This is a genomic window from Mesorhizobium sp. WSM4848 (assembly GCF_055811375.1).
Genome location: NZ_JBVVPX010000004.1, coordinates 141,917 through 166,242, shown reverse-complemented (window position 1 = coordinate 166,242; position 24,326 = coordinate 141,917). Strand labels below are relative to the sequence as shown.

General features: G+C 62.8%; 23 protein-coding genes and 1 pseudogene. 15 read left to right on the top strand and 9 right to left on the bottom strand.

Translation table 11 applies throughout. From position 1 onward, the window contains the following. Positions 1 to 101 precede the first annotated feature (101 nt). A complete protein-coding gene (locus AC0L16_RS06285) occupies positions 102 to 959 on the bottom strand; it encodes a beta-keto acid cleavage family enzyme (protein ID WP_473619648.1) in 858 nt (285 codons plus the stop codon). A 94-nt stretch (positions 960 to 1,053) separates the two neighbouring features. On the opposite strand from AC0L16_RS06285, the gene AC0L16_RS06280 reads away from it, so the two are divergent. Beyond that, positions 1,054 to 2,376, top strand: coding sequence for an aspartate aminotransferase family protein (locus AC0L16_RS06280; protein ID WP_473619647.1), 1,323 nt, complete (start codon positions 1,054 to 1,056; stop codon positions 2,374 to 2,376). A 10-nt stretch (positions 2,377 to 2,386) separates the two neighbouring features. Here the strand turns inward: AC0L16_RS06280 and AC0L16_RS06275 are convergent, their stop codons facing one another. Then, positions 2,387 to 3,259, bottom strand: coding sequence for a MurR/RpiR family transcriptional regulator (locus AC0L16_RS06275; RefSeq protein ID WP_473619646.1), 873 nt, complete (start codon positions 3,257 to 3,259; stop codon positions 2,387 to 2,389). Between the two features lie 117 nt (positions 3,260 to 3,376). Between AC0L16_RS06275 and AC0L16_RS06270 the strand changes: the two genes are divergently transcribed. Then, positions 3,377 to 4,360 carry a TAXI family TRAP transporter solute-binding subunit gene (locus AC0L16_RS06270; protein WP_473619645.1) on the top strand — a complete coding sequence of 328 codons (984 nt, stop codon included), beginning with the start codon at positions 3,377 to 3,379 and terminating at the stop codon, positions 4,358 to 4,360. Between the two features lie 71 nt (positions 4,361 to 4,431). Further along, the gene (locus tag AC0L16_RS06265) at positions 4,432 to 7,035 is read left to right on the top strand and encodes a TRAP transporter permease (RefSeq protein ID WP_473619643.1); all 2,604 of its coding nucleotides are present in this window, start codon (positions 4,432 to 4,434) and stop codon (positions 7,033 to 7,035) included. A 45-nt stretch (positions 7,036 to 7,080) separates the two neighbouring features. Here AC0L16_RS06265 and AC0L16_RS06260 read toward each other — a convergent pair whose 3' ends face one another. The 6 genes from AC0L16_RS06260 to AC0L16_RS06235 form a co-directional block, all read right to left on the bottom strand. After that, on the bottom strand, positions 7,081 to 8,130 hold the full coding sequence (locus AC0L16_RS06260; protein WP_473619642.1) for an L-idonate 5-dehydrogenase: 1,050 nt from the start codon (positions 8,128 to 8,130) through the stop codon (positions 7,081 to 7,083). After that, entirely contained in the window at positions 8,127 to 9,533 is a 1,407-nt protein-coding gene (locus AC0L16_RS06255; protein WP_473619641.1) for a TRAP transporter large permease, read from the bottom strand. The genes AC0L16_RS06260 and AC0L16_RS06255 overlap by 4 nt, the downstream gene beginning before the upstream one ends. A 3-nt stretch (positions 9,534 to 9,536) precedes the next feature. Continuing rightward, positions 9,537 to 10,109 carry a TRAP transporter small permease gene (locus AC0L16_RS06250; protein ID WP_091593869.1) on the bottom strand — a complete coding sequence of 191 codons (573 nt, stop codon included), beginning with the start codon at positions 10,107 to 10,109 and terminating at the stop codon, positions 9,537 to 9,539. Between the two features lie 79 nt (positions 10,110 to 10,188). Continuing rightward, positions 10,189 to 11,163, bottom strand: coding sequence for a sialic acid TRAP transporter substrate-binding protein SiaP (locus AC0L16_RS06245; RefSeq protein WP_287173702.1), 975 nt, complete (start codon positions 11,161 to 11,163; stop codon positions 10,189 to 10,191). Positions 11,164 to 11,253: 90 nt separating this feature from the next. After that, positions 11,254 to 11,973 carry a FadR/GntR family transcriptional regulator gene (locus AC0L16_RS06240; protein WP_473619750.1) on the bottom strand — a complete coding sequence of 240 codons (720 nt, stop codon included), beginning with the start codon at positions 11,971 to 11,973 and terminating at the stop codon, positions 11,254 to 11,256. 272 nt (positions 11,974 to 12,245) lie between these two features. Further along, positions 12,246 to 12,794, bottom strand: a complete 549-nt coding sequence (locus tag AC0L16_RS06235) for a hypothetical protein (protein WP_473619639.1) — start codon at positions 12,792 to 12,794, stop codon at positions 12,246 to 12,248. Positions 12,795 to 12,850: 56 nt separating this feature from the next. On the opposite strand from AC0L16_RS06235, the gene AC0L16_RS06230 reads away from it, so the two are divergent. The 8 genes and pseudogenes from AC0L16_RS06230 to AC0L16_RS06195 all read left to right on the top strand — a co-directional run bounded on the left by AC0L16_RS06230 (position 12,851) and on the right by AC0L16_RS06195 (position 20,122). Beyond that, entirely contained in the window at positions 12,851 to 13,051 is a 201-nt protein-coding gene (locus tag AC0L16_RS06230; protein ID WP_473619757.1) for a hypothetical protein, read from the top strand. Next, positions 13,052 to 13,489 (top strand): YqaA family protein, encoded by a 438-nt coding sequence (locus AC0L16_RS06225; RefSeq protein ID WP_473619637.1) that lies wholly within the window; start codon positions 13,052 to 13,054, stop codon positions 13,487 to 13,489. Positions 13,490 to 13,721: 232 nt separating this feature from the next. Continuing rightward, entirely contained in the window at positions 13,722 to 13,883 is a 162-nt protein-coding gene (locus AC0L16_RS06220) for a hypothetical protein (protein ID WP_473619636.1), read from the top strand. 228 nt (positions 13,884 to 14,111) lie between these two features. Next, positions 14,112 to 16,625 carry a heavy metal translocating P-type ATPase gene (locus tag AC0L16_RS06215; protein WP_473619635.1) on the top strand — a complete coding sequence of 838 codons (2,514 nt, stop codon included), beginning with the start codon at positions 14,112 to 14,114 and terminating at the stop codon, positions 16,623 to 16,625. A 10-nt stretch (positions 16,626 to 16,635) separates the two neighbouring features. Beyond that, on the top strand, positions 16,636 to 17,034 hold the full coding sequence (gene cueR / locus AC0L16_RS06210) for a Cu(I)-responsive transcriptional regulator (protein ID WP_473619634.1): 399 nt from the start codon (positions 16,636 to 16,638) through the stop codon (positions 17,032 to 17,034). Continuing rightward, on the top strand, positions 17,031 to 17,591 hold the full coding sequence (locus AC0L16_RS06205) for a cytochrome c (protein ID WP_473619633.1): 561 nt from the start codon (positions 17,031 to 17,033) through the stop codon (positions 17,589 to 17,591). Before cueR ends, AC0L16_RS06205 begins: the two co-directional genes overlap by 4 nt. Positions 17,592 to 17,657: 66 nt before the next feature. Then, entirely contained in the window at positions 17,658 to 19,658 is a 2,001-nt protein-coding gene (locus tag AC0L16_RS06200) for a multicopper oxidase domain-containing protein (protein ID WP_473619632.1), read from the top strand. 26 nt (positions 19,659 to 19,684) lie between these two features. Continuing rightward, positions 19,685 to 20,122, top strand: a pseudogene (locus AC0L16_RS06195) (YqaA family protein). A 330-nt stretch (positions 20,123 to 20,452) separates the two neighbouring features. On the opposite strand, the gene AC0L16_RS06190 reads toward AC0L16_RS06195, so the two are convergent. Then, on the bottom strand, positions 20,453 to 20,620 hold the full coding sequence (locus AC0L16_RS06190) for a hypothetical protein (RefSeq protein WP_473619631.1): 168 nt from the start codon (positions 20,618 to 20,620) through the stop codon (positions 20,453 to 20,455). Positions 20,621 to 20,730: 110 nt separating this feature from the next. Between AC0L16_RS06190 and AC0L16_RS06185 the strand changes: the two genes are divergently transcribed. The 4 genes from AC0L16_RS06185 to AC0L16_RS06170 are packed head-to-tail and all read left to right on the top strand — an operon-like array spanning position 20,731 to position 24,326. Beyond that, positions 20,731 to 20,964, top strand: a complete 234-nt coding sequence (locus AC0L16_RS06185; protein WP_473619630.1) for a hypothetical protein — start codon at positions 20,731 to 20,733, stop codon at positions 20,962 to 20,964. Further along, entirely contained in the window at positions 20,961 to 22,418 is a 1,458-nt protein-coding gene (locus tag AC0L16_RS06180; protein ID WP_473619629.1) for a TolC family protein, read from the top strand. The genes AC0L16_RS06185 and AC0L16_RS06180 overlap by 4 nt, the downstream gene beginning before the upstream one ends. A 17-nt stretch (positions 22,419 to 22,435) precedes the next feature. Further along, positions 22,436 to 23,794: a multicopper oxidase family protein gene (locus AC0L16_RS06175; RefSeq protein WP_473619628.1), complete on the top strand. Its 1,359-nt coding sequence runs from the start codon at positions 22,436 to 22,438 to the stop codon at positions 23,792 to 23,794. Between the two features lie 43 nt (positions 23,795 to 23,837). After that, on the top strand, positions 23,838 to 24,326 hold the full coding sequence (locus AC0L16_RS06170) for a cupredoxin domain-containing protein (protein ID WP_473619627.1): 489 nt from the start codon (positions 23,838 to 23,840) through the stop codon (positions 24,324 to 24,326).

The window sequence follows — 24,326 nt, the reverse complement described above, 5'->3', positions numbered from 1 at the left end:
CTTGCCCCGGGCTGGTAGCCCAGCCGCTTACCGATCGTTTACGTCTCGGATATTGCCGGAGCGTTTGATGAGAAGGAAGCCTCAAGGCGTGCGGGCGAGGATTAGCCCTGGATCGACCAGGCGGCGCGCAGATCGTTGGCTTGGGCGATCCTGACGCCACAAGCAGTCAGAGCGCCTTTGGTTACTGTTACGAGCGCGGCATTGTCCTTGGCAGTTGTGCCGTCGGCCAGAGTAAAATTGTTCTCGAAGCCGACGCGGGCATGACCGCCCAGCAGCGCGCCGGCCGTGACGCAGGCGGTTTCGTGCCGACCGAAGGCACAGACCATCCAGTGCGCGAAGCGCGGGCGGTCCTGCGCAAGGAAGGGAAGCAGATCGGCCGGTCGCGAAACCTGTCCCGGGGTGTAGCGGCCGAGCACATAGAGCACCGGGATGTCGTCGAAAGGCACCAGCCCGCGCTGCTGCATGGCGGCCAGGGCCGACGCCTCTTCGGGCGCGTAAAGGATGATCTGAGGGGCGATCCGCTCGCGCTTCAACCACGACAGGAACTGCGCGAAAGCGGTCTCATGGGCAGGGTCCGGCACCAGTTCGCGCAGCGCCAGCGAAACCGCCTCGGGGCGGGCAGCGCGCACCACCGCCATCTGCTCGGCCGGCTGGTAGCGGCCGATCGCTTCGCTGGTGATCTGGATGATCAGCCGCTCGCCTACCGCATCACGTAGCGCTTTCGTCGTCTCGCGATAAGCGTGCGCGTCGAGCAAATGGCCGCCGTCGCGGTCGCGGACATGCGTATGGATCATGGCGGCGCCCGCCTCGAGGCAGGCGGCGGCGGTCCGGGCCAGTTCCCAGGGGCCGATCGGCAGGGCAGGGTGGTCTTGCTTGCCACGCCGTCCACCATTCGGCGCAACGGCGATTGCCGTCGGTGCGATAAGTCCGGGGCCGGTGGCGTCCCTGTCGACGGTCATAGGCTCAGTCCAACTGTTTCAGTATTGCACAGTATGTAACATATGTTGCATGATAGGTTCGCTGCAAATCGCGCCATCGTCAATCGGGGAAGGCATGACACACATCCTGCATCGCCAGATTCATGCGAGCCTGCCCGTCGCGGCTGGCGGCAAGGGCATCGAACTCTTCGACCGCGATGGCCGCGCCTATATCGACGCGTCAGGCGGCGCGGCGGTTTCCTGCCTCGGCCACGGTCATCCCGAGGTGACGGCCGCGCTCCACGCGCAGGCCGACAAGCTCGCCTATGCCCACACCAGCTTCTTCACCAACGAGCCGGCCGAGACATTGGCCGACAAGCTCGTCGCCGGCGCGCCACAAGGTATCAGCCACGCCTACTTCGTGTCCGGCGGCTCCGAGGCGGTGGAGGCGGCGCTCAAGATGGCACGGCAGTTTTTCGTCGAGATCGGCAGGCCAGAGCGGCGAAACGTCATTGCCCGCCGACAGAGCTATCACGGCAACACGCTCGGCGCTCTCGCTGCCGGGGGTAACGAGTGGCGCCGCGCCCAATTCCGCCCGTTGCTGATCGACACGCATCATATCGACCCATGCTATGCCTACCGCTTCCAGGAAGTCGGTGAGAGCGAGGCGGCCTACGGCCTGCGCGCCGCCAAGGCGCTCGAGGATAAAATTCTCGAACTCGGTCCGGACACCGTCATGGCCTTCGTCGCGGAACCTGTCGTCGGCGCGACAGCAGGAGCGGTGTCCGCAGTTCCCGGCTATTTCAGGCGTGTCCGTGAAATCTGCGACCGCTACGGTGTGCTCCTCATCCTCGATGAGGTGATGTGCGGCATGGGCCGCACCGGCACGCTGCACGCCTGCGAGCAGGACGGCGTCGCGCCCGACCTGATGACGATCGCCAAAGGGCTCGGTGGCGGCTACCAACCCATCGGTGCGGTGCTGCTTTCGCGCCGCATCTTCGATGCTTTCGCCGAAGGCTCCGGCTTCTTCCAGCACGGCCACACCTATATGTGCCATCCGATGGCCTGCGCGGCGGCGCTCGCCGTCCAGGAGGTGATCGCTCGCGACGATCTGCTTGCCAATGTCCGGGCGATGGGAGCGCATCTTTCGCGGCGACTGGGCGAACGGTTCGGCAACCATGCCCATATCGGCGACATTCGCGGGCGCGGCCTTTTTATGGGTGTAGAGCTGGTCGAGGATCGCTCTACCAAGGCGCCCTTCGAACCGAAGCGGAAGCTCAATGCGAGGATCAAGCGCGAGGCGATGGCGCGCGGCCTGCTGGTCTATCCCGCAGGGGGCACGATCGACGGCGTGCGCGGCGATCATGTGCTGCTGGCGCCGCCCTTCATCATAGACGCCGCGGCAATCGACGCGGTTGTCGAACGGCTCGGCGACGCGATAGACGCTGCGGTGGCATAGCCAGCGGCCTTCATTCCGGCAGATAGGCGCCGAACGCCTGTAACTCCAATTCCGTCTCCCTGACGCGAGCCGCCGCGGCCGGCCCGCTGCGCGCCAGCATCGTTGCGGCCAGCGCTTCCACGATAGCCATAGCTGCGGCTACCGATGGGAAGAAGGACGGGCTGTCGGTTGAGAATCGCAAGACAACCTTCGCATGCCGCGCGATCGGAGCGGCCATGCTGTCGACGATCGCGACAATCGGAACGCTGTGTCGTTGCGCAGCCTCCACCACCGGCCCGAGTTCACGCGAATAGGGCGAAAAGCCGATCGCGACCACCGCTTCCTTCTTTCCAAGCGCTGCAAGTTCCGCCTCGATCGCACCGCCGTCGCCGCCGAGCAGCGTGATCTCGCGCCGAAACATCCGGCAGAGATAGACGAGCGCGTGGGCGGGCGCGCGGCAGCTTCGGAACCCGGCGACACGTATGCGCTGAGCCTTCTCCAGTATCGCGCAGGCCTTTGCGATTTCTTCGCTGCCGTTGACCGCTTCGGCCGCCGCCAGATTGGTCGCCGTCGTCCTCAGCGATTCGGCGAAGATCGCCTCCGACCGGCGTCGGACAAGCGCATCGGCCCTTGCCGCGAAAGGCGCCTTGCCGGAGCGCAGCCGGTCCTCGAACGGCTTGCGCAGCGCCGCCCAGTCGCCGAAGCCCAGCCGCCGCGCCAGTCGCACGAAGGTCGTCGGTGTCACCTCTGATCGCGAGGCCAGCACCCGCATGGAAACCAGCGCCACCTCGTCGGGATGATCGACCAGGAAACGCGCCGCCTTGCGCAGTTCCGAGCTCAATTCGGGGAGTTCGGTCAGTATGCGCGCCAAAAGCGCGTCGAAACCCATCTCCCGCGTATTCATTGTAACAACCATTTCTCTTGATTGATAAAGCGCAACAATCGTAGCATGCATCGACGTGCCTTGACACCAAAACACCGGACGGCCGCGACGGCACGCAAAGTACCAAGGGAGAACCAGATGAAACATGCCCGGACTGCACGCCTCGGAGCGCAGATCGCCGCTTTGTCGGCGGCGCTGCTGTTTTCGGCCAGCGCAATGGCGCAGCAGAATTTCGTTACCATCGGGACCGGTGGCGTCACCGGCGTCTACTATGCCGCCGGCGGCGCTATCTGCCGTTTGCTCAACAAGGATCGCAAGACACACGGCATCCGCTGCTCGGTCGAATCGACTGGCGGATCGGCATTCAACGTGAACACGATCAAGGAAGGCGAACTCGACTTCGGCATGGCCCAGTCGGACGTCCAGTACAACGCCTACAAGGGGCTGGAATCGTTCAAGGACGGAGGCCCCCATACCAACCTGCGCGCGGTTTTCTCGATCCATCCAGAGCCGTTCACGGTGCTGGCGCATCCCAATGCCGGCGTGACGAAATTCGAGGATTTTAAGGGCAAGCGTTTCAACGTCGGCAATCCCGGTTCCGGGACGCGCGCCTCCATGGAGCGTCTGCTCGGTGCGATGGGCTGGACGTTGGCCGACTTTTCGCTCGCATCGGAGCTGAAGGCTGACGAGCACGGGCCGGCGCTCTGCGACGGCAAGATCGACGGGTTCTTCTACGGCGTCGGCCACCCTTCAGCGAACATCCAGGATCCGACAACCACCTGCGGCGCCAAGCTGGTACCGTTGACTGGAGAGGTCGTGGACAAGCTGGTCGCCGAGAATCCGTACTACGCCAAGGCGATCATTCCGGGCGGACTCTACGCCAACAATCCAGACGATACCGGGACTTTCGGTGTGCTCGCCACGCTGGTCACTTCGGCCAAGGTTCCCGATGAGAGCGTCTACCAACTGACCAGGGCGGTGTTCGAGAATTTCGACGAGTTCAAGTCGCTGCACCCGGCCTTCGCCAAGCTCGATCCCGCCAAGATGGTTGCGGAAGGAAATTCTGCGCCGCTGCATCCGGGCGCTGAAAAATACTTCAAGGAGAAGGGCTGGTTGAAGTAGGCTTCGTGACCTGACGACGGTCCGGCGGGTCAGTTGATCCGCCGGGGCCATCCGCAACAGGAGACGACGTCATGAGCGAAGTGAAGGCACAACCGGCCGGCGTCGATCTCGAAGAGCTCGAACAACTCGTCGCGGAGGCCGACACGGGTGGCCGGCATCCGGCTGGAACGGTCGGGCGCATTCTACTCTGGGTTGCAGTCGCGTGGTCGCTTTTCCAGCTCTGGTACGCTTCGCCTTTGCCGTTCGTGTTCGGCTTCGGCATCCTCAATGACACGGAAGCGCGCGCCATCCATCTTGGCTTTGCGCTGTTCTTGACCTTCCTCGCCTATCCGGCGCTGAGATCCTCGCCCCGCGATCACGTGCCGCTGCTCGACTGGGTGCTGGCCGTGGTCGGCGGATTTGCCGGCGCCTACCTCTTTCTCTTTTACGTCGTGCTTTCCGGACGGCCGGGCCAGCCGACCACACTCGATCTGGTGACCGGCACCGTTGGCATCCTGTTGCTGCTCGAGGCGACGCGCCGTGCGCTCGGCCTGCCGATGGTGGTCGTGGCCTGTACCTTCATCTTCTACACCTTTGCCGGCCAGTACATGCCGGACGTGATTCAGCATCGCGGCGCATCACTCACCAAGTTTCTCAACCATCAATGGCTGACAACCGAAGGCGTCTTCGGCATTGCACTTGGCGTGTCGACGAGCTTCGTCTTTCTCTTCGTCCTGTTCGGCACGCTTCTGGAAAAGGCAGGCGCCGGCAACTGGATGATGCAGATCTCCATCGCGCTGCTCGGCCATCTGCGCGGCGGCCCGGCGAAAGTCGCGGTAGTCTCATCGGCCCTCAACGGCGTTGTGTCCGGCTCATCCGTCTCCAACGTGGTTTCAGGCGGCATCTTCACCATCCCGCTGATGAAGCGCACCGGCCTTTCCGGCGTCAAGGCGGGCGCCATCGAGGCTTCAGCCTCGATCAACGGCCAGATCATGCCGCCGGTCATGGGCGCGGCCGCCTTCCTGATGGTCGAATATGTCGGCATTCCCTATTCGGAGATCGTCAAGCACGCGCTGCTGCCGGCGGTCTTCTCCTATATCGCGCTGCTCTACATGGTTCATCTCGAAGCGATAAAGATGGGCCTGAAGACGATCCCGCAGCGTCCGACGCCGGCAAGAGAACGGATGCTGCGGATGGGACTGGGACTGTCGGGCAGCGTTCTCGCCGTCTGTATCGTCTATTACGGCATTATTGCTATCCAGGCTGTCTCCGGTGGGGCCGCGCCGCCGCTGCTGGCGCTCGCCGGCGTCGCTCTCTACGTCGCCTCGGTCTGGTATTCCTCGCGCTATCCGGACCTCGCACTCGACGATCCGAACGCGCCAATCCTGGAACTGCCGCGCGCCTGGGACGTCACGCGGACCGGGCTCGATTTCCTCATCCCGATCGCGGTGCTTCTGTGGTGCCTGATGGTCGAGCAGATGTCGCCCGGCCTTTCGGCGTTCTGGGCGACCGTTTCAATCCTCGCTATCGTCGCCACCCGCAAGCCGCTGATGGCGCTGTTCCGCAAAGAAAATCTCGCCGCCTCGGTGCGGGCTGCCTGGGAGGATCTGATCGACGGGCTGGCGCTCGGCGCCCGCAACATGATCGGCATCGGTATCGCCACGGCCACCGCCGGCATCGTCGTCGGCACGATCACGCTGACCGGTCTCGGCCTGATGATGACGGAACTCGTCGAGTTCATCTCCGGCGGCAATGTCATCCTGATGCTGATCCTGATCGCCGCGATCAGCCTGGTGCTCGGCATGGGCATCCCGACCACCGCAAACTACATCCTGGTCGCAACGCTGATGGCGCCGGTCGTGGTCGATCTCGGCGCCCAGGCCGGATTGCCGATCCCGCTGATCGCGGTCCACCTGTTTGTCTTCTACTTCGGCATCATGGCTGACATCACCCCGCCCGTCGGGCTGGCGGCGTTCGCGGCGGCGGCGATTTCCAAGGAAGATCCGATCGCCACCGGTTTCCAGGGCGCGCTCTATTCGCTGCGCACGGCGATCCTGCCGTTCGTCTTCATCTTCAATCCGGCGATGCTGCTGATCGGAGTCGACACCTGGCCGCAGACGATCTGGGTGGCGACGGTCTCGTTGATCGCCATCCTGCTGTTTTCGGCGGCGACCATGAACTGGTTCGTGACCAAAAGCCGGCTTTGGGAAAGTGCGGCGCTGCTGCTCATCTGCTTCACGCTGTTTCGGCCGGACTGGTGGCTCAACCAGGTGTCGCCGCCTTACGAGGAGTTGCCGGCGAGCGAGTTCCTGTCGGCGGTGGCGCAGACGCCGGCCGATGGCCGCATCAATTTCGTCGTCGAGGGTGTCGACCTCATGGGCGAAGATGTGCGCAAGACGGTCAACGTGCCGCTCGGCGAACCGGGCGAGCCGCTGGAGCGGCTGCGCGGCATCGGACTTACCATCACGCAAGCGGGCGACGCGCTGATGATCAGCAATGTCGATTTCGGATCCTACGCCAAGCGCATCGGGCTGGATGTCGGATATGACGTGGCGGCGGTGCTCAGAAAGGCCGACCAGCCCTCGAGCCTCATTCCGATCGGCCTGGCGCTGGCCGCGACCGCCGCCGTCGCCGGGCTGCAGTTCGCGCGGGCGCGCAAGCAGGCCGACAGGAAGGAAACCGGGCCGGCGCGCTGAGTCTGGAGTGGTTGCTACAGCTGGGGAGGCTCCGGGAAAAACTCCTCAGTCGGCGGTCAGCACCACCTTGAGGCTCTGCGAGCGGTCGGCGGCCAGGGCAAACGCATCGCGGGCCGCGGAGAGGGGGCGTTCGGCGGTCACCAGCTTCAGGACATCGATGTCCCCGCTGACGATGAGCTCGACCGCCTCGTTGAATTCTGCGCCGAAACGAAACGTGCCGTTCAGATTGATTTCCTTGGTCATCACCGCATTGGCGGCCACGGGGATCTGACCACCCGGAAGATTGCCGACCTGAACGACCGTGCCGCCGCGCCGGACGCTGGCGATCGCCGCTGCGAGACCGGCTGCCGTGCCCGAAATCTCGAACGCGACATCGATCGCCTTGTCGGCGGCGAGCGCCTTGAGCTCGTCGTCGCCGCCGAACAGGTTGATCGTCCTGTTCGCTCCAAGTTTGCTGGCGAAGGCGAGCGGCGGCGTGGCTATGTCGGCGACGGTGAGCTCGCCACATCCCTTGAGCCTGGCGGCGAGCATGGTCAGGAGCCCGATGGGGCCGGCGCCGATCAGGATGACGTTGCGGCCGGCGATGTCGCCGGCCCGTGTCACAGCATGCAGGCTGACAGCAAGCGGTTCGGCGAGTGCCGCCGCCTGGTAGGCGACAGCAGGCGGGACTTTGATGCATTGTGCCGGCGTGGCGTCGAACAGGCTGGCAAAACCGCCTTGCATGTGCGGCGTTTTCGACGCCGAGCCCATGAAATAGATGTTCTCGCAGAGATTGGCGCGGCCCTCCGCGCATCGCGCGCATTGTCCGCACCAGCGCGACGGGTTGACCGCCACGCGATCACCGACGACAAGCCCGGGCGCGTCCGCGCTGATTTCGACGATCTCTCCGGCGACTTCATGGCCGAGCACGAGCGGCGATGTGACGACAAAATCGCCGGTCCGCGCGTGGCGGAAATAGTGCAGGTCGGAACCGCAGATGCCGCCGGCGCCGAAGCGCACGCGCACCATCCCCGGCGCGAGGGGGCCGAGCGGGTGCTCGACGACGCGCAGATCTTCGGGGCCGAACAGTGTCGCGGCGATTGCACTGTCGATCAACGGATCAGCCCCAATTGCGTCGGCAGCCACAGCGAGATGGCGGGGATGAAGGTGATCAGGATCAGCGCGACGATCAACGGCACGAGCCAGGGCAGAATTGCCATGGTCGTACGCTCGACCGACAGCTTGGCGACCCGCGAGAGGACGAACAGCACCATGCCGAGCGGCGGATGGAGCAGACCGATCATCAGATTGAGCGTCATGATCAGACCGAAATGCACCGGATCGATGCCGTAGAGAACCACGATCGGCAGGAGGATCGGCACAAGGATCGTGATGGCGGCGATCGTGTCGAGAAAACAACCGACCACCAGCATCAGGATGTTGACCAGGATCAGGAACACCCATTTGTTTTCGGTCAGCGATGTGATGAAGACCGAGAACAGCTGCGCTGCCTGGCTGACCGTGAGCAACCAGGCGAAGATCGACGCTGCGGTGACGATGAAAAGGACCGACGCTGTCGTCTCGATCGTGTCGAAACTGGCCTTGGCGAGGGCTGAGAGTGTCATCGTCCGATAACGCACGAGCCCGAGAAACAACGACCAGATGACGGCGGCCATGGCAGCTTCGGTCGGCGTGAACCAGCCCATGGTCATGCCGCCGATCAGGATGATCGGCGTCATCAGCGCCATCACGGCGGAGAAATCGAAATACCAGTCGCAGGCGATCAGGATGACGAGCACAATGCCAACGGCAATGTTGAGCGACAGCCCCGTCTGAACAAGGACATAAACGGCGAGCGGAAAGCAGCACACGACGGCGACCTCGATCGAGGCGGCGGCGAGCCGGTTCAATTTGAACGGCGTGTCCGACCCCCAGCCCCGGCGGTGGGCGAAGATCGCGACCGTCACCATCATCAGCGCCGTCATAACGACGCCGGGCAGGATGCCGGCCATGAACAGCGCGCCGATCGAGACGTTGGCCATCATGCCGTAGATGACGAAGGGCAGCGATGGCGGGAAGATCGGGCCGAGCGTCGAGGAGGCGGCGGTGACGCCGACCGCCGCCTCCACGGGATAACCATGGTCGCGCATGGCCTTGATCTCGATGGTGCCGATGCCGGCGGCGTCGGCAAGGGCTGCGCCCGACATGCCGGCGAAGACCACCGATCCGATGATGTTCACCTGCGCGAGGCCGCCCTTCATCCAGCCGACAAGCGCCAGCGCGAAGGAATAGATCCGCCCGGTGACACCGGCGATGTTCATGAGGTTGCCGGCGAAGATGAAGAACGGCACGGCAAGCAGCGGAAAGCTCTCGACACCGGCGATCATGCGCTGCGCGGCGATGATGTCGGGCGCCACGCCATAGAAGACGAGATAGAGCAGCGACGACACCGCCATCGACACAGCGACAGGCACGCCGACCAGCATCAGGACGAGAAAGGCTCCGATCAGAAGCAGCATGGCCTATTCCCCCAATCCGTCGAACGCGGCGGGGCGCTCGAGCGCCGAGTAGCCGCGGCGAATGTTGCCGATGAAGACCTGGATGGCGCGCAGCATCATCAGCACGAAACCGGCGAAGACGGCGTAGAAGACGACGTTGCGCGGCAGGTTGATGGTGACCATCCGCTCGCGGTGGACGATCCCGACATAGCGCCAGAGGAGCCAGGACATGTAGGCGAAGAAGCAAATGGTAATCACATTGACCGCGAGCGCCAGGTAGCGCCCCGCCCCAGCGGGGAGATAGTGATAGAGCACGTCGACGTGGATGTGGCGCGTGGTGCGCGTGCACATCACCGAGCCCAGGAAGACCACGACGACGAGGCAGTTGATCGCGATCTCCTCGGTCCAGGCAAAACTGTTGTTCATGACGTAGCGCGTGAAGAACTGCAGAAACACGCAGAACGACATGCCCCAGAACACGGCGAGCGTGACCCAGTCCTCCACCGCGTATCGCGACAGATCGATGGGCGGCGCTTCTTCCTCGAAGGCATGCGCCAGTTCTTCTGGGGTAACCTGGGTGTGGACCTCTTGGGTCATCGGCAAGCTCCGGGCACTGTTGGACAGCGGGCTCGACAGACCCGACGCGCTTGTCGCGCCGGGCCCGGATCGATGCGGGTTACTTGACCGCGCGAATAGCCTCCCAGTCCTCCTTGCGGTAGCCGAACTCCTCGAACGTCACCTTCTCCATCACGTTCTTTTCGAAATCGGCGCGATCGACTTCGGTGACGGTGAGACCGCGCTCCTTGAAGGTTTCAACCAGGGCTTTCTCGCGATCGACGATGATCTTGGTCGCTCGCGCGGCGGCTTCCTGCATCACCTCGGTAAAGATCGCCTTGTCCTCGTCCGACAATTGCGACCAGCGCGATTGCGACACGAGCGTGTTGAGATGATCGACGATGTGCCCGGTCAGGATAATGTGCTTTTGCACTTCGTAGAACTTCTTGGCGTCGATCGTCGTCAGCGGGTTTTCCTGCGCTTCCACAGTGCCCTGCTGCAAGGCGAGATAGACCTCAGCGAAGGCGATCGGCGCGGTGTTGGCGCCGCAGGCGCGCGGCATGGCGAGATAGGCCGGCACATCAGGCACGCGGATCTTCAGGCCCTGCATGTCGGCGCATTTCTCGATGGGCCGGTTAGAGGTTGTGTGACGCGTGCCGTAGTAGGTGGTCGCGGTGATGTGATGGCCGGACGCCTCTTCGTAGCCGCCGGTCAACTCCTTGTATTTGTCGCTCTTGGTGTAAGCGAGCAGGTGATCGGCGTCGCGGAAAGTGAACGGGAAGTAGGTGACGCCGATCGGCGGGTATTCGCGGGCGGCGAAGCTCGATCCGGAGATGATGATGTCGACCGTGCCGAGGGTCAGCCCCTGGTTGATGTCGGCCTCCTTGCCGAGTTGCGAGGCCGGGAAGACGTCGATGGTGTAGCGGCCGTCGGTGCGCTTCTTGATCTCTTCCGCCGCCCACACGGACTCGGTGTGGAAGGGTTCGGACGTTTCGTAGACGTGGGCCCATTTCAGCGCGGTTTGTGCAGAGGCCGAAGCCATGGGCAGAGCGATTGCAGCGATCGTGCCTAGCAGAACGGCGTATTTCCTCAACATCGTATTCCTCCCTGTGATTGGATTTGACGGTGCCGACAGGATCCTCCCGGTCGGCTAACTAAGACCTTTTTAGTTTAAGCATCCGATGCTCTATTCCGCGACCTCCCTGGCCGAGGATTTCTCACCGAAATTGCGTGAGAATCTCAGTTGCGACTGACGCAGATGTTCCTGCATCGCGGCCTTGGCCCGTTCGGGCTCGCGCGCCGCGATCGCGTCGCGCACCGCGCGATGCTCCTCCGCGGCGGCCCGCCAGGACTCCCTGTTCTCGAAATAGCTCGACAGGCGTTCGAAATATGGATTCATGCGCTGGTCGAAAAGCTCGCCGATGCAGCGCACCAGCACTGCGTTTCCGAGAATGCCCGCCACCATCGTATGGAACTCGCGGTCGAGCGCGATCGTCGTCCTGGTCGGGTGAGGTATGTCCTCCATGCGGCGCAGCACGTCGTCCATATGTTCGATGTCGATCGGCCGAACCTGGAGGGCGGCTTCGGCGGCGATCGCCCCTTCGATGAACTCGCGTGCCCGCAACAGCTCGAACGGGCCTTCATCCATTTCTGCCGTCAAAATTTCGGCACGCGGTGGTTCGGTGACGTAGATGCCGGAACCGACGCGAATGCGTATGCGCCCCTCGACCTCGAGCGCGATCAGCGCTTCACGAACGGTCGGGCGGGAGATACCAAGCTGATCGGCCAGCTCGCGCTCGGTCGGCAGCCGATCGCCGACTGCGAACTCGCCCGCATCGATCAGCCGCCTGAGCTGATCGGCGATCTGTCGGTAAAGTCGACGCGGTTCAACGGCCTGGATCGGCATTGTTACCCACTTCAACGGAATCATCTGGCTGATCCCGGATTGGTAAATTGGTCTGACCTATTGATCGAAACCTGCCGCGAAAAAGGCAAGGAGTCAAGCAGCAGAGAACGCCCATGGAACCCATTCTCCGTGAACTGGCGTTTTTTTCGGCGCGGGAGGTCATCGATCGGCCCGGCTTCCATCGGCTTTAGCAAGAGGGATAGATCCAGCACCACGGACATCAATTCTTCAGCTCGCACTTCTCGATAAAGGAAGTGCCTGTCGCCTTGGGGTCATCGTCCTATTCTCAAGACCACCTTTCGCCCATCGGAAAGGATTCCCGTTCCTGTGCCAGTTGGAGGTTGTCTGCTGGTCAGCGAGAACACGAATCGGGTTGAGAGGTGCCCGCAAGCCATCGTTCCTTCTCCACGCGAAAAGGCAAGGTTGATGGTAGTTGTCCCTCGGCATTCGACCCCGGTATTGGTCTGCCCGCGAATAGTTCCGCGCCGTGTGATGCTGTTGACGGCAGCCTTCCCGGAAAAGGAGAGCGTCCCATCAATAGTCTGACCGGAGACTGGTGCCGTGATGATGAGCGGGTTTTGCGCCTGCGCGTAGCCGACGCCCCAAGCAATCAGCATTATCGCTAAGATTCGCCAGAAAGTACGGTGCATTTGGACGGTTCCTGTTGAGAACGCTGCAGTGCAGACTGCGAGACGGTCATGCTCGGCCTTGCCTGCCAGTCGGTCGTGTCCCACCGCGTGGTGTAGGTCGGCGGTAGCGAAGCCGCTCGCGAGCGCGCCCTCAACAGCGCTGTAGCGAGCGAGCGGCGTAGCGGCGGTCATCGATGTTCTTCGGTAGGGTTGGGTTGCTGACACCACCTGATTCGAAGGAACCACCAATGACCAGCGACATGATGAACCTGCGCACGCTCGTAGAGAAGACCCCCGACGCCGATATTCTGCGCGAGATGATCGGCTTTGCCGCCGAGCCGCTGATGGAGCTGGTAGCGGCCCTGCTATGTCGAAGGGAAGGGCGGTGGCGGACTGATGGTCGTAATCGATGTGCAACCCTGAAGCCCGCTCCGCAAGGCGAAACGTAGATGGATATCCTTGCCATCTACGGCGGCCTGTTTGCTATTGCCTTCGCCGCGGCGACCATCCTTCCGGCGCAGTCGGAGGCCGCCCTTGCCGGGCTCCTCGCCAGCGGTTCCTTCTCGCCCACAATGCTGGTTGTTGTCGCCAGTCTGGGCAACATCCTTGGTTCGGCGGTGAACTGGGGTCTTGGCCGAGGGCTCGAACGCTTCCGGGACAGGCCCTGGTTTCCGCTGCGCCCCGCGAGGCTCAACCGCGCCACGATCTGGTATCGCCGTTATGGAAAATGGTCGCTCCTGCTAAGCTGGATGCCGATCATCGGCGATCCCTTGACTGTGGTCGCCGGGGTTTTGCGCGAGCCGCTATGGAGCTTTGCCGTAATCGTCGCCGTCGCGAAAGTTTCGCGTTATGTGGTTGTCGCCGGAGCGGTGCTAGGTCTGATGTGAAATCGAAATGCAGACGTCGCAGCAGGTAATTGCCCTCACCTTTGGTTGCACGGCAACAAAGCGTCCGCATGAAGAATGCACCTCTTCGAACACGGCAACCGGACTCCGCGCCGACCGACAAATCCAATGGCTGCCGCCGAAGCCGCATTCAAGCCTGCCAAGAAGCCGGCCGCACCGGCTCGCGAAACCGCAGCTGTATGATAAACGCCGTCTCGACAGGGCACATAGGGTCGTGGCTGAATCACGCCTCTATGCCAAAGTTGCGCAATGGAAGAACCCGCTTGTCGTCCCGCTACGCAACTTGCTGGTAAAGAGCATACCGGAGCGTTTCATGGACCGGCAGCTCGAGGCGGTTCTCGATATAGATTTCGAGCCTGTCAGGGCCGCCGCCTAGCGCCGGCGACTAAACGCACACCAATCGTCCAATTTTTCTTGTCGGCGGCATAGTGGCCAAGGCCCTGGCGGGCGGGTGAAGGGGCGCCCATCTCATCCTGCGGCAGCCATAGGGGGACGCGCTGGCCATATCGCGGCGGAAGTAAGCGATGATTTTGCAGAAAGCCACTTGACCTTCCAGTAACTGGAAACTGTAGGCGGTAGGGAGTTGCCCATTTAGGAGTGCGCCATGACCGACCGTCACGATGACGCCACCCACACCGACGTATCGCATGGCCCGTGCTGTTCCTCGCACGCGTCCGCTACCTCAATCGTCGTCATCCGCGATCCGGTCTGCGGTATGACGGTCGATCCGGCCGCCGGAAAGCCTTCGGCGACCTTCGGCGGCCACAACTATCATTTCTGTTCGGAAGGCTGCAGGACGAAATTGATGAAGGAGCCGGAAGCCTTTCTCAAGGCGACCGATCCAGTTTGCGGCATGACCGTCGAGCGCGCCACAGCGAAGCACTTCGCGCGCCACGAAGGCAAGGGTTTCTACTTCTGCTCGGCCGGCTGCAAGGGCAAGTTCGAGGCCGACCCCGGCAAATTTCTGAGCGGCCAGCCAGCGTCGGAGCCGATGCCGAAGGGCACGCAATACACCTGCCCCATGCATCCAGAAATCGTCCGCGACAAGCCGGGCTCCTGCCCGATCTGCGGCATGGCGCTGGAACCGATGGGCGTGCCGACTGGCGACGAGGGTCCTAATCCGGAACTCGTCGATTTTACCCGTCGACTCTGGGTAAGTGCCGTCCTGTCGGTCCCGCTGCTTCTGATCACCATGGGACCGATGCTCGGCCTGCCGTTCCGCGACTGGCTCGGCGAGCGGCCGGCAGCCTGGACCGAGTTGGCGCTGGCGACCCCAGTGGTGCTCTGGGCGGCGATCCCCTTCTTCCATCGTGGCTGGGGGTCGATCGTCAATCGCAGTCCAAACATGTGGACGCTGATCTCGATCGGCGTCGGCACGGCTTATGTCTACAGCGTCGTGGCGACGTTGTTTCCGGATGTCTTTCCGCACCAGTTCCGCAGCCACGGCGGCACGGTTCCGGTCTATTTCGAGGCGGCCGCGGTGATCGTCGCGCTGGTCTTTCTCGGCCAGGTGCTCGAACTGAAGGCAAGGGAGCGCACCGGCTCGGCGATCCGCGCGCTTCTCGACCTCGCGCCGAAGACGGCCAGGCGGATTGCGGCGGACGGGTCGGAGACCGATGTGCCGCTGGACGAGGTGAATGCCGGCGAGAGGCTACGTGTGCGGCCCGGCGACAGCGTGCCGGTCGACGGCACCGTGCTCGAGGGCCGCTCCTCGGTCGATGAATCGATGCTGAGCGGCGAACCCGTCCCCGTTGAGAAGACAAAAGGCGACCCGGTTACCGGCGGCACGCTCAACAAGAACGGAACGCTCGTCATCCGCGCCGAGAAGGTCGGCGCCGATACGATGCTGTCGCGCATCGTCGAAATGGTCGCCAAGGCGCAGCGCTCGCGCCCGCCCATCCAGGGGCTCGCCGACCGGGTCTCCTATTATTTCGTGCCGACCGTGGTTCTGGTCGCCATCGCCGCCTTCATCGTCTGGGCGGTTATCGGCCCGCAGCCGAGCATGGTCTTCGCCATCGTGTCGGCCGTCTCGGTGCTGATTATCGCCTGTCCCTGCGCACTCGGGCTGGCGACGCCGATGTCGATCATGACGGCCACGGGGCGCGGCGCGCAGGCCGGCGTGCTGATCAAGGAGGCGGAAGCGCTGGAACGCTTGGCCAAGGTCGATACGCTGATCGTCGACAAGACCGGCACGCTTACCGAGGGCAGGCCGAGGCTGACGGATGTCGTCGGGCTCGACGGTTTTCCTGAGACCGAACTGCTCGGCCTTGCCGCCAGTCTGGAAAAGGGTTCGGAGCATCCGCTGGCCGAGGCGATCGTCGAGGGCGCGCGGGAGCGCGGCACAGAAATCGGCGAGGCCGGCGACTTCGAGGCCGTCACCGGCAAGGGAGTCCGAGGGGCCGTCAAGGGCCGCGCTGTCGCGCTCGGCAACGCGCTGCTTATGGACGATCTGGGCATCGGCCTGGAGGTGGCGAAGGAGCGTGCAGATGCGCTGCGGTCCGACGGCAAGACCGTGATGTTCGTTGCGACCGACGGCAGGCTTGCCGGTTTCGTCGCCGTTGCCGATCCGATCAAGGCGACAACGGTGGAAGCGATCCGCGCGCTGCACGACAGCGGGCTCAGGATCATCATGGCGACGGGCGACAACGAGCGCACCGCGAAAGCGGTGGCGGCGAAGCTCGGCATCGACGAAGTCAGGGCCGATATGCTGCCCGAAAGCAAGAAGACACTGATCGATGAGCTGCATGCCAAAGGCGCAGGCGTCGCGATGGCCGGCGACGGCGTCAACGACGCGCCCGCCTTGGCGGCGGCCGATGTCGGCATCGCCATGGGGACCGGCGCCGACGTGGCGGTGGAGAGCGCCGGCATCACTTTGGTCAAGGGCGACCTCAACGGCATCGTCCGGGCGCGGCGGCTGTCGCAGGCGACGATCCGCAATATCAAGCAGAATCTGTTTTTCGCCTTCGTCTACAACGCGCTCGGCGTGCCGATAGCGGCAGGTATTCTCTACCCGATCTTCGGCACGCTGCTGTCGCCGATGATCGCGGCAGCGGCAATGAGCCTTTCGTCAGTGTCCGTGATCGGCAACGCGCTACGACTTCGTTCTTTGAAGCTTTGAGGGTTAGATCATGAACATAGGTACCGCTGCAGAACAGTCCGGCCTGCCGCCAAAGACCATCCGATACTACGAAGACATCGGTCTTCTTAGGCCCGATCGTGCCGACAACGGGTACAGGGATTATTCGATGGCCGACGTGCATCGCCTGCGCTTCCTGCAGCGGTCGCGAAGCCTTGGCTTCTCTGTGGAGGAATGCCGACAACTCCTTTCGCTCTACGGCGACAAGGAGCGCGAGAGCGCGGATGTGAAGGCCATGGCGAAAGCCAAGCTCGCCGAAATCGACCGGAAACTTGCGGAACTCGCCGGACTGCGGGACATGCTCCGGCATCTGGCCGACCATTGCAACGGCGATGACCGACCTGCTTGCCCGATCATCGACGGGCTTGCTGGACACGGCACGGTTCGGTGAGGCGCGTCCCCATCATTGCAGCAGTCCTTGTCATCGCCGGGATCGCCGCCGGGACGGCGCTCCCGAAGACAGCCGTCGCCCCAGTCGTCGCCGAGCGCCAAGCGTCGATGAAGGCGATGGCGAGCGCCGCCAAGACCATCTCCGAAATTTTTGCCGGCAAGGTGGCCTACGATGCCGCAGCCTTCAAGGCGGCAACCGAAACCATTCGCCGCCGGTCCGGAAGTGCCATGGTAGACGCATTTCCAGCGGACTCGCTTGGTGAACCCTCGGCCGCTAAGGCGGATATCGGTCAGTCCCAAGAAGAATTCGCCGCGCTCGCTCGCCATCTCGAAAGCCTGGCAGCGGCGCTGTCAGATGCGGCTGACGATGCGCCCGATGGCATTACGGAAGCCATGAGGATGAAACCCGGAATTGCGATGGGCAGCAGCCTGCTCGGAAAACGGGCTGGCGGCGCGGCCGATTCCGATCCTTCGAAGATCCCAGCCGAACACGTATTCCATCTGATGCTGCAGAACTGCACGAACTGCCACGCCAAGTTCAGAGAGAAACCGCAGTAGGCAAGGCATCGACTTCACCCGATGCCGGACTAGGTGACATTGACGACAATCGACAGGAATCCTGCAATGTTCGTACAGCCCGTCGACTACTTCCTTGCAGTCTGGTTCGTTCTTGCGGGCCTCAGCACGGCTTACGTCGCGTGGGATCAGTTCCGCAACAACCCCGAACCCGTGGTGATGAAATGGGGTTTCATCCTGGTCACGCTCTATATGGGGCCGCTGGGGCTGTTGATCTACGTGCTGGCCGACAAGGAGCCTCGGCCAGGCGAACATGAGGCGTTCACCAAACCGCTCTGGAAGCAAGGCGTCGGCTCGACGATCCACTGCGTCGCCGGAGACGCCACCGGCATCATCCTCGCTGCGGCAATCACCGCCGCTCTCGGGCTGCCGATGTGGATCGATCTCATTGTCGAGTACGTTGCCGGTTTCGCATTTGGCCTGTTCATCTTCCAGTCGCTGTTCATGAAATCGATGATGGGCGGCACCTACTGGGAGAATGTCCGCAAGAGCTTCATGCCGGAATTCATCAGCATGAATTTCATGATGGCGGGCATGGCGCCGATCATGAGCTTCCTGATGATGGGCAGCGACATGCGGGCCATGGAACCGACCGAGCTCCTGTTCTGGGGCGTGATGTCGTTCGGCGTGATCGTTGGCTTCATCACCGCATATCCCGCCAACGTATGGATGGTGGCCCGTGGCCTGAAGCACGGGCTTATGACCGAACGCGAACCGGAGTTCGACAAGGCAAGGGAAGGCAAGCGCGAGCACGCACATGGCGGCGCGGAAGCCGGAATCGCGAGGCACCACGCTCATACACGCCTCGACGAACACGCCAACCCCGGACATGGCGGCCCGGGCGGCAATCCTGGGGCTGGCCGTCATGGATCCGGCCATGGCTCTCCCATGTCGATGGGCGGAGGCGGGTCGCATGGTTCGCATGGCGGTCACGGGATGGAATCGGATGCAACCGTGCCGCAACTCACGGCCTTCGGCGGCGTGTCCGTACTCGCGCTGGCGTTCGGCATGATCGCTCCGGCCAATTGGGTGAACCTCACCCTCAGCGCGCGAGACGTCGGCGGCGCCATCATGCCGCCCGGCATGATCATGGACCGCGACACGCCGGCTGCAGCGATGCTGGACAAGGCCGCCGTGCATCCTCGCCTGATCACGGCCAGCCATGGCCTGGAAGTTCGCGGCGACCGGGAACTGGAAGCTAGGATGCAGAACGGGGTAAAGGTGTTCGACCTGGAAACCTCGGTCATCCGCTGGGCGATCCTGCCGGACGTGAAAGTCGACGCCTATGCGATCAACGGTCAGGTTCCCGGCCCGCGGCTGCATATCCGGCAAGGCGACCGGGTGCGCATCAATGTGACGAATCGGCTGCCGGAGAGCACGACCCTGCACTGGCACGGGTTGATCCTGCCGAACGAAATGGATGGCCCGGCCGAGATCACGCAGGAGCCGATCCCGCCCGGCGGCAGCTACCGATATGAATTCACGGCGGGCCAATCGGGGACCTACTTCTATCACTCGCATGACCATGTCGATCGCCAGCAAGCGCTCGGTCTCTACGGCGCACTCATCATCGATCCCGCCAATCCCCAGGACGAGATTGCCGCAGACCACGACTATGTTATTCAGCTTCAGGAATGGCTGATGCGGGAGGGCCTGACTTTTCCGTCGATGCCGATGGATGGCGGGCAGCCGAATTATTTCACCATCAACGGCCGCGCCTATCCGTCAACGGACACGATCAGGATGAAGGTCGGCGAAACTCTGAAAGTGCGCTTCATCGGCACCAATAATGGGTTTATCCACCCGATGCACATCCACGGCGGTCCATTCGAAGTTGTCGCCCGCGATGGCGAGACTATCCCGGAGTCGGCACGATTCCTTGCCGATACGGTCAACGTTGGACCAGGGCAACGCTACGATGTCGTCTGGCAGGCACGTCGGCCCGGAAAATGGCTGATCCACTGCCATATCGGGCATCATACGACCAACAACAATGTTGAAGAGAAGGGCGGTGGCGGACTGATGGTCGTGATCGATGTGCAACCCTGAAGCCCGCTCCTCAAGGCGAAACGTAGATGGATATCTTGGCCATCTACGGCGGCCTGTTTGCCGTTGCCTTCGCTGCGGCGACAATCCTTCCGGCGCAGTCGGAGGCTGCCCTTGCAGGGCTCCTCGCCATTGGTTCCTCCTCGCCCGCGATGCTGGTTGTTGTCGCTAGCCTAGGCAACGTCCTGGGTTCTGCGGTGAACTGAGGTCTTGGTCGAGCGATCGAACGCTTTCGGGACAAGACCTGGTTTCCGCTGCGTCCCACGGCGCTCGACCGCGCCACGGGTTGGTATCGATGCTATGGAAGATGGTCTCTCTTGTTCAGTTGGGTACCGGTCATCGGCGATCCGCTGACCGTGGTCGCGGGGGTGTTGCGCGAGCCTCTGTGGAGCTTCGTCGCGATCGTCGCCGTCGCGAAGGTTGCGCGCTATCTGGCTGTCGCCGGAACGGTGCTGAATCTGATGTAACCGACCATGCAGCGACAGTAACATGCCGTTGCGTTCACTTTTGGTTGCACTGCAGCAAAATGGGCGCAGGGTGCCTTGACAAATCAGCCGAACAATTGTCCGAAGGGGAGGATGAGGAATCTTGGCCGAATCTCGACTGCTGGACTGGCACCGCTCCGGGCGGTGCTGGCGGTCGTGTTCCTGGTCATGTCGGCTCTTCAGCCTGGTCTGTTCGCCACTGCGAACGCTACGGGTTTTCACAGCGACGCGGGGATGAATCTCCCTGCCGAAGACCACTCCCACGAAATGGGGGGTCACGACCACGGCGCCGCTGTCGACGACTCGGACATGTCAGAGCACGATCACGGTACCAAGAATTCCAGCGAGAAAAGCTGCGAAGTCCATTGCGCGCCGGCCAATGCCGTGCCGGTCGATTGTCCCGACCTGGAGCGCGTTGTCTCCCGCTGCTTTGCGGCCGTTGTTACCGAAGTCTCGGCAGGCGGCGAGTACACCGCCCATATAAGACCTCCCAGACCCCTGAGCTGACGCGCCTCTCTGGGGCGTTCGCGCGCAGCGTTCGGAATCCGTTCCGGCGCGGCCAAACGCATACGTCAAGCTTCAGGTCCACAATGAAAATCGCAAATCTCGCGATGCTCGCATCGCTGTTCGTTGCCGGATGCGCGGCAACCACGCCGCCGGACATCCTTCCGGCCTTCAGTCCGGCCGATCCCGTGATGGGCATCCGCGATACGCACTACCACCCGGTCATCGTCGACTATCACCACCGGGAGCCTGTCGATCCGCAGAATTGGCGGCGTCTCAATGAGGAGCGCTCCCCTTCGAAGCCGGGAGCCGGATCATGAAGCGCCGGTTCCTGACCATGGCTACGGTCCTAGCCATGCCGCTGATCGCTGCCGGATGCGCGACCAACGGGGCCCTTGAGGGTATTTCCGACCCCATGGCCGGCTTCACGACAGTCGCGGCGCGCGCCGAATCCGTAACCGGCAAGAAAACGGTGTGGGTGCAGTCCAGCGAGGAGGCGAGGGGGGTCTCAGAGCGCGTGAAAAGGCTCGTTCAGAAGAAGACGATCGGTCCAGACGTCGCGGTGCAGGTCGCCCTGCTCAACAACAAGGGCCTGCAGGCCGCCTACGCCGACATCGGCCTGTCGGCGGCCGATGTCTGGCAAGAAGGGATGCTCGTCAATCCTACGATCTCGGTGGGCATGATTGGTGTCGATCCAGTGAAAACGATCGAAGGGGCGGTGGTCAGCAACATCCTTGCGCTGGCGACCCGTGAACGCCGCGTCGTAGTCGCGGATGCGCGGTTCCGTCAGGCGCAGCTTCGGGCCGCCGAAGAAACGCTCCGGCTGGCCGCCGATACGCGGCGGGCCTGGATCAATGCTGTATCGGCCTGGGAAAGCGTTTCCTACTTGAATCAGGCGCAGGCCGCCGCCGACGTTGCTTCGGAACTCGCTCAGAAACTTGGCGAGACCGGCGCTTTCACAAAGACCGGCCAGGCCCGCGAACACGTCTTCTATGCGGAAGTCGTCGGCCAGGCGGCGGAGGCGCGTCTCGCTGCTCGGACCGCCAAGGAGGATCTCACCCGCCTGATGGGCCTTTGGGGACCCGACGTCGATTATTCTGTCCCGAACGCGCTTCCAGGGTTGCCTAAAGGCGCCAAGGCCAAGCGCGCGATCGAGGTGGAGGCGCTAAGAAATCGCGTCGACCTTGAGATCGCGAAGCTTGAGCTGGAGGCGCTGGCGAAATCCTATGGTCTGACCGAGGCGACGCGCTACGTCACCGACCTCGAACTTCTTACCGGCGTGGAAGTGGAGCGCGAGGAGTCGGAGGAAGGCGGAACCGAGACGAGTACTGCACCCATCCTGGAACTCGAGTTTGTCATCCCGATTTTCGATACCGGCAAGGCACGCATGCGAAAGGCCGAGCTTGCCTATATGCAAGCTGCCAATCGGATGGCGGAAAAGGCGGTCAACGTCCGATCCGAGGCGCGGTCCGCCTATGACTCCTACCGTTCGACCTACGACATCGCTCGGCACTATCGGGGCAGTGTCGTGCCGCTACGCACAAAGATCGAGGCGGAGTCGGTCCTCACCTACAACGGCATGATCACCAACACGTTCGAGCTACTCGCGGACACCCGCGCGAAAATCAGCTCGATCATGCTTTCCCTCAACGCCAAGCGCAATTTCTGGCTGGCTGACGTCAATCTCGGGACCGCCATCCACGGCGGCGGCGGGAGCTCGCCCGAAGGCGGCGACGCACCGGCCGCAGCCGAAGCGGGCGCTGAAGGCCACTGAACTCAAGGAGACGAGAAATGCTTTCAAGACGTCAGTTGCTAGGCGCGGGAGCCCTGCTCGCCGGCGCCACTGCATGGACCAAAACCTCGGCGATGGGCCTGCCGGACGCAGCCGTTATGGAGTCCCCGGAAATGCAGCCGCCGATCTTCCCGACGAGCGGACCTGACTACCAGCCGGTCGTGACGCTCAACGGCTGGACCCTTCCGCATCGCATGAATAACGGCGTGAAGGAATTTCACCTTGTCGCCGAGCCGGTCGAGCGGGAGCTGGCGCCCGGATCTACTGCGTATTTGTGGGGCTACAACGGTCAATCTCCCGGTCCGACGATCGAGGCGGTCGAAGGCGACCGCGTGCGCATCTTCGTGACCAACAAGCTTCCCGAGCACACCACCATCCACTGGCACGGCATGATCCTGCCAAACGGCATGGATGGCGTGACCGGTCTTACTCAGCCCGGAATCCCGCCGAGCAAGACCTTCGTCTACGAGTTCGACCTCGTGAAGAGCGGGACCTTCATGTACCACCCGCACGCCGACGAAATGGTCCAGATGGCCATGGGCATGATGGGTTTCTTCGTCATTCATCCCAAAGACCCGAAATTCATGCGCGTGGATCGCGATTTCGTGTTCCTGCTGAACGCTTTCGACATCGAACCGGGGTCGTACGTCCCACGCATCGTGGAAATGACGGACTTCAATCTCTGGGCCTGGAACAGCCGCATCTTTCCGGGGATCAGCCATCTTCCAGTGGCGAAAAACGATCGGGTCAGGGTCCGCGTGGGCAACCTGACCATGACCAATCATCCGATCCACATGCATGGCTACGACTTCGAGGTGACCTGTACTGATGGCGGCTGGGTCCGGCCGGAGGCCCGGTGGCCGGAGGTGTCGATCGACATCCCCGTCGGCGCCATGCGGGCATATGAGTTCGAAGCCAAATATGAGGGCGACTGGGCAATCCATTGCCATAAGTCGCACCACACAATGAACGCCATGGGCCACGACGTGCCCACATACATCGGCGTCGACAACTCGAAGGTCACCGACAAGATCCGCCGGGTCCAGCCCGAATACATGGCCATGGGTGACCGCGGCATGGCCGACATGGGCGAGATGGAGATGCCGCTTCCCGACAACACGATCCCGATGATGACCGGCTGGGGCCAATTCGGCGCCATCGAGATGGGCGGCATGTTCTCAGTCGTGAAGGTTCGCGAGGGCCTCGCCTCGAACGATTACGCCGATCCGGGCTGGTACCAGCATCCGGAGGGAACCGTGGCTTACGAATGGAAGGGGGATGTCCCCGCTCCGACGAAATCAGGCGACGCAAAAACGATGGCCCCGGCGGCGCGCGGCGGTCACGGCAAACAGGGATGAGAAACCGAAACCCCGCAACCTCAACAATGAGAGAAAGTGCAGCATGAAACATATTATCGCAGCGGCCGTTTTGATGGCGGTCAGTTCGGGAACAGCTCTTGCCGGTGGAACCCACGCCGGAGGCCATGGCGACAAGGCCGCCACAATGGCGATCGGCAGCCTTGGCGAGGCTGGCAAGGCAAAGCGGACCGTCAACATCTCGATGTCGGAGAATGACGACGGGAAAATGTTGTTCCAACCGGCCGTGCTCAAGGTGAAGAAGGGCGAGACCGTTCGCCTGAAGTTCGTCAACAAAGGCCAGGTCGACCACGAATTCGTCATGGATGTCCGTGAAGGGATCATGGAGCACAAGGCGCTGATGGAGAAATTCCCCGAGATGGAGCACGCCGATCCCAACTCGATCCGCCTGGCGCCCGGCGCCAGAGGCGAGATCATCTGGACGTTCGCCAACGCCGGCGAATTCGGCTTCGCCTGCCTGATCCCGGGTCACTACGATTCCGGCATGAAGGGCGACATCACCGTCGCCCACTAA

Bases quoted from the DNA above. Each gene is read 5' to 3' on its own strand.
- AC0L16_RS06185 (WP_473619630.1), top strand. From the start codon at position 20,731: ATGAAAATCGCAAATCTCGCGATGCTCGCATCGCTGTTCGTTGCCGGA.
- AC0L16_RS06275 (WP_473619646.1), bottom strand. From the start codon at position 3,259: ATGAATACGCGGGAGATGGGTTTCGACGCGCTTTTGGCGCGCATACTG.
- AC0L16_RS06255 (WP_473619641.1), bottom strand. From the start codon at position 9,533: ATGCTGCTTCTGATCGGAGCCTTTCTCGTCCTGATGCTGGTCGGCGTG.
- AC0L16_RS06240 (WP_473619750.1), bottom strand. From the start codon at position 11,973: ATGCCGATCCAGGCCGTTGAACCGCGTCGACTTTACCGACAGATCGCC.
- AC0L16_RS06230 (WP_473619757.1), top strand. From the start codon at position 12,851: ATGACCAGCGACATGATGAACCTGCGCACGCTCGTAGAGAAGACCCCC.
- AC0L16_RS06270 (WP_473619645.1), top strand. From the start codon at position 3,377: ATGAAACATGCCCGGACTGCACGCCTCGGAGCGCAGATCGCCGCTTTG.
- AC0L16_RS06180 (WP_473619629.1), top strand. From the start codon at position 20,961: ATGAAGCGCCGGTTCCTGACCATGGCTACGGTCCTAGCCATGCCGCTG.
- AC0L16_RS06215 (WP_473619635.1), top strand. From the start codon at position 14,112: ATGACCGACCGTCACGATGACGCCACCCACACCGACGTATCGCATGGC.
- cueR (WP_473619634.1), top strand. From the start codon at position 16,636: ATGAACATAGGTACCGCTGCAGAACAGTCCGGCCTGCCGCCAAAGACC.
- AC0L16_RS06250 (WP_091593869.1), bottom strand. From the start codon at position 10,109: ATGACCCAAGAGGTCCACACCCAGGTTACCCCAGAAGAACTGGCGCAT.
- AC0L16_RS06280 (WP_473619647.1), top strand. From the start codon at position 1,054: ATGACACACATCCTGCATCGCCAGATTCATGCGAGCCTGCCCGTCGCG.
- AC0L16_RS06285 (WP_473619648.1), bottom strand. From the start codon at position 959: ATGACCGTCGACAGGGACGCCACCGGCCCCGGACTTATCGCACCGACG.
- AC0L16_RS06235 (WP_473619639.1), bottom strand. From the start codon at position 12,794: ATGACCGCCGCTACGCCGCTCGCTCGCTACAGCGCTGTTGAGGGCGCG.
- AC0L16_RS06175 (WP_473619628.1), top strand. From the start codon at position 22,436: ATGCTTTCAAGACGTCAGTTGCTAGGCGCGGGAGCCCTGCTCGCCGGC.
- AC0L16_RS06200 (WP_473619632.1), top strand. From the start codon at position 17,658: ATGTTCGTACAGCCCGTCGACTACTTCCTTGCAGTCTGGTTCGTTCTT.
- AC0L16_RS06190 (WP_473619631.1), bottom strand. From the start codon at position 20,620: ATGGGCGGTGTACTCGCCGCCTGCCGAGACTTCGGTAACAACGGCCGC.
- AC0L16_RS06170 (WP_473619627.1), top strand. From the start codon at position 23,838: ATGAAACATATTATCGCAGCGGCCGTTTTGATGGCGGTCAGTTCGGGA.
- AC0L16_RS06265 (WP_473619643.1), top strand. From the start codon at position 4,432: ATGAGCGAAGTGAAGGCACAACCGGCCGGCGTCGATCTCGAAGAGCTC.
- AC0L16_RS06245 (WP_287173702.1), bottom strand. From the start codon at position 11,163: ATGTTGAGGAAATACGCCGTTCTGCTAGGCACGATCGCTGCAATCGCT.
- AC0L16_RS06225 (WP_473619637.1), top strand. From the start codon at position 13,052: ATGGATATCCTTGCCATCTACGGCGGCCTGTTTGCTATTGCCTTCGCC.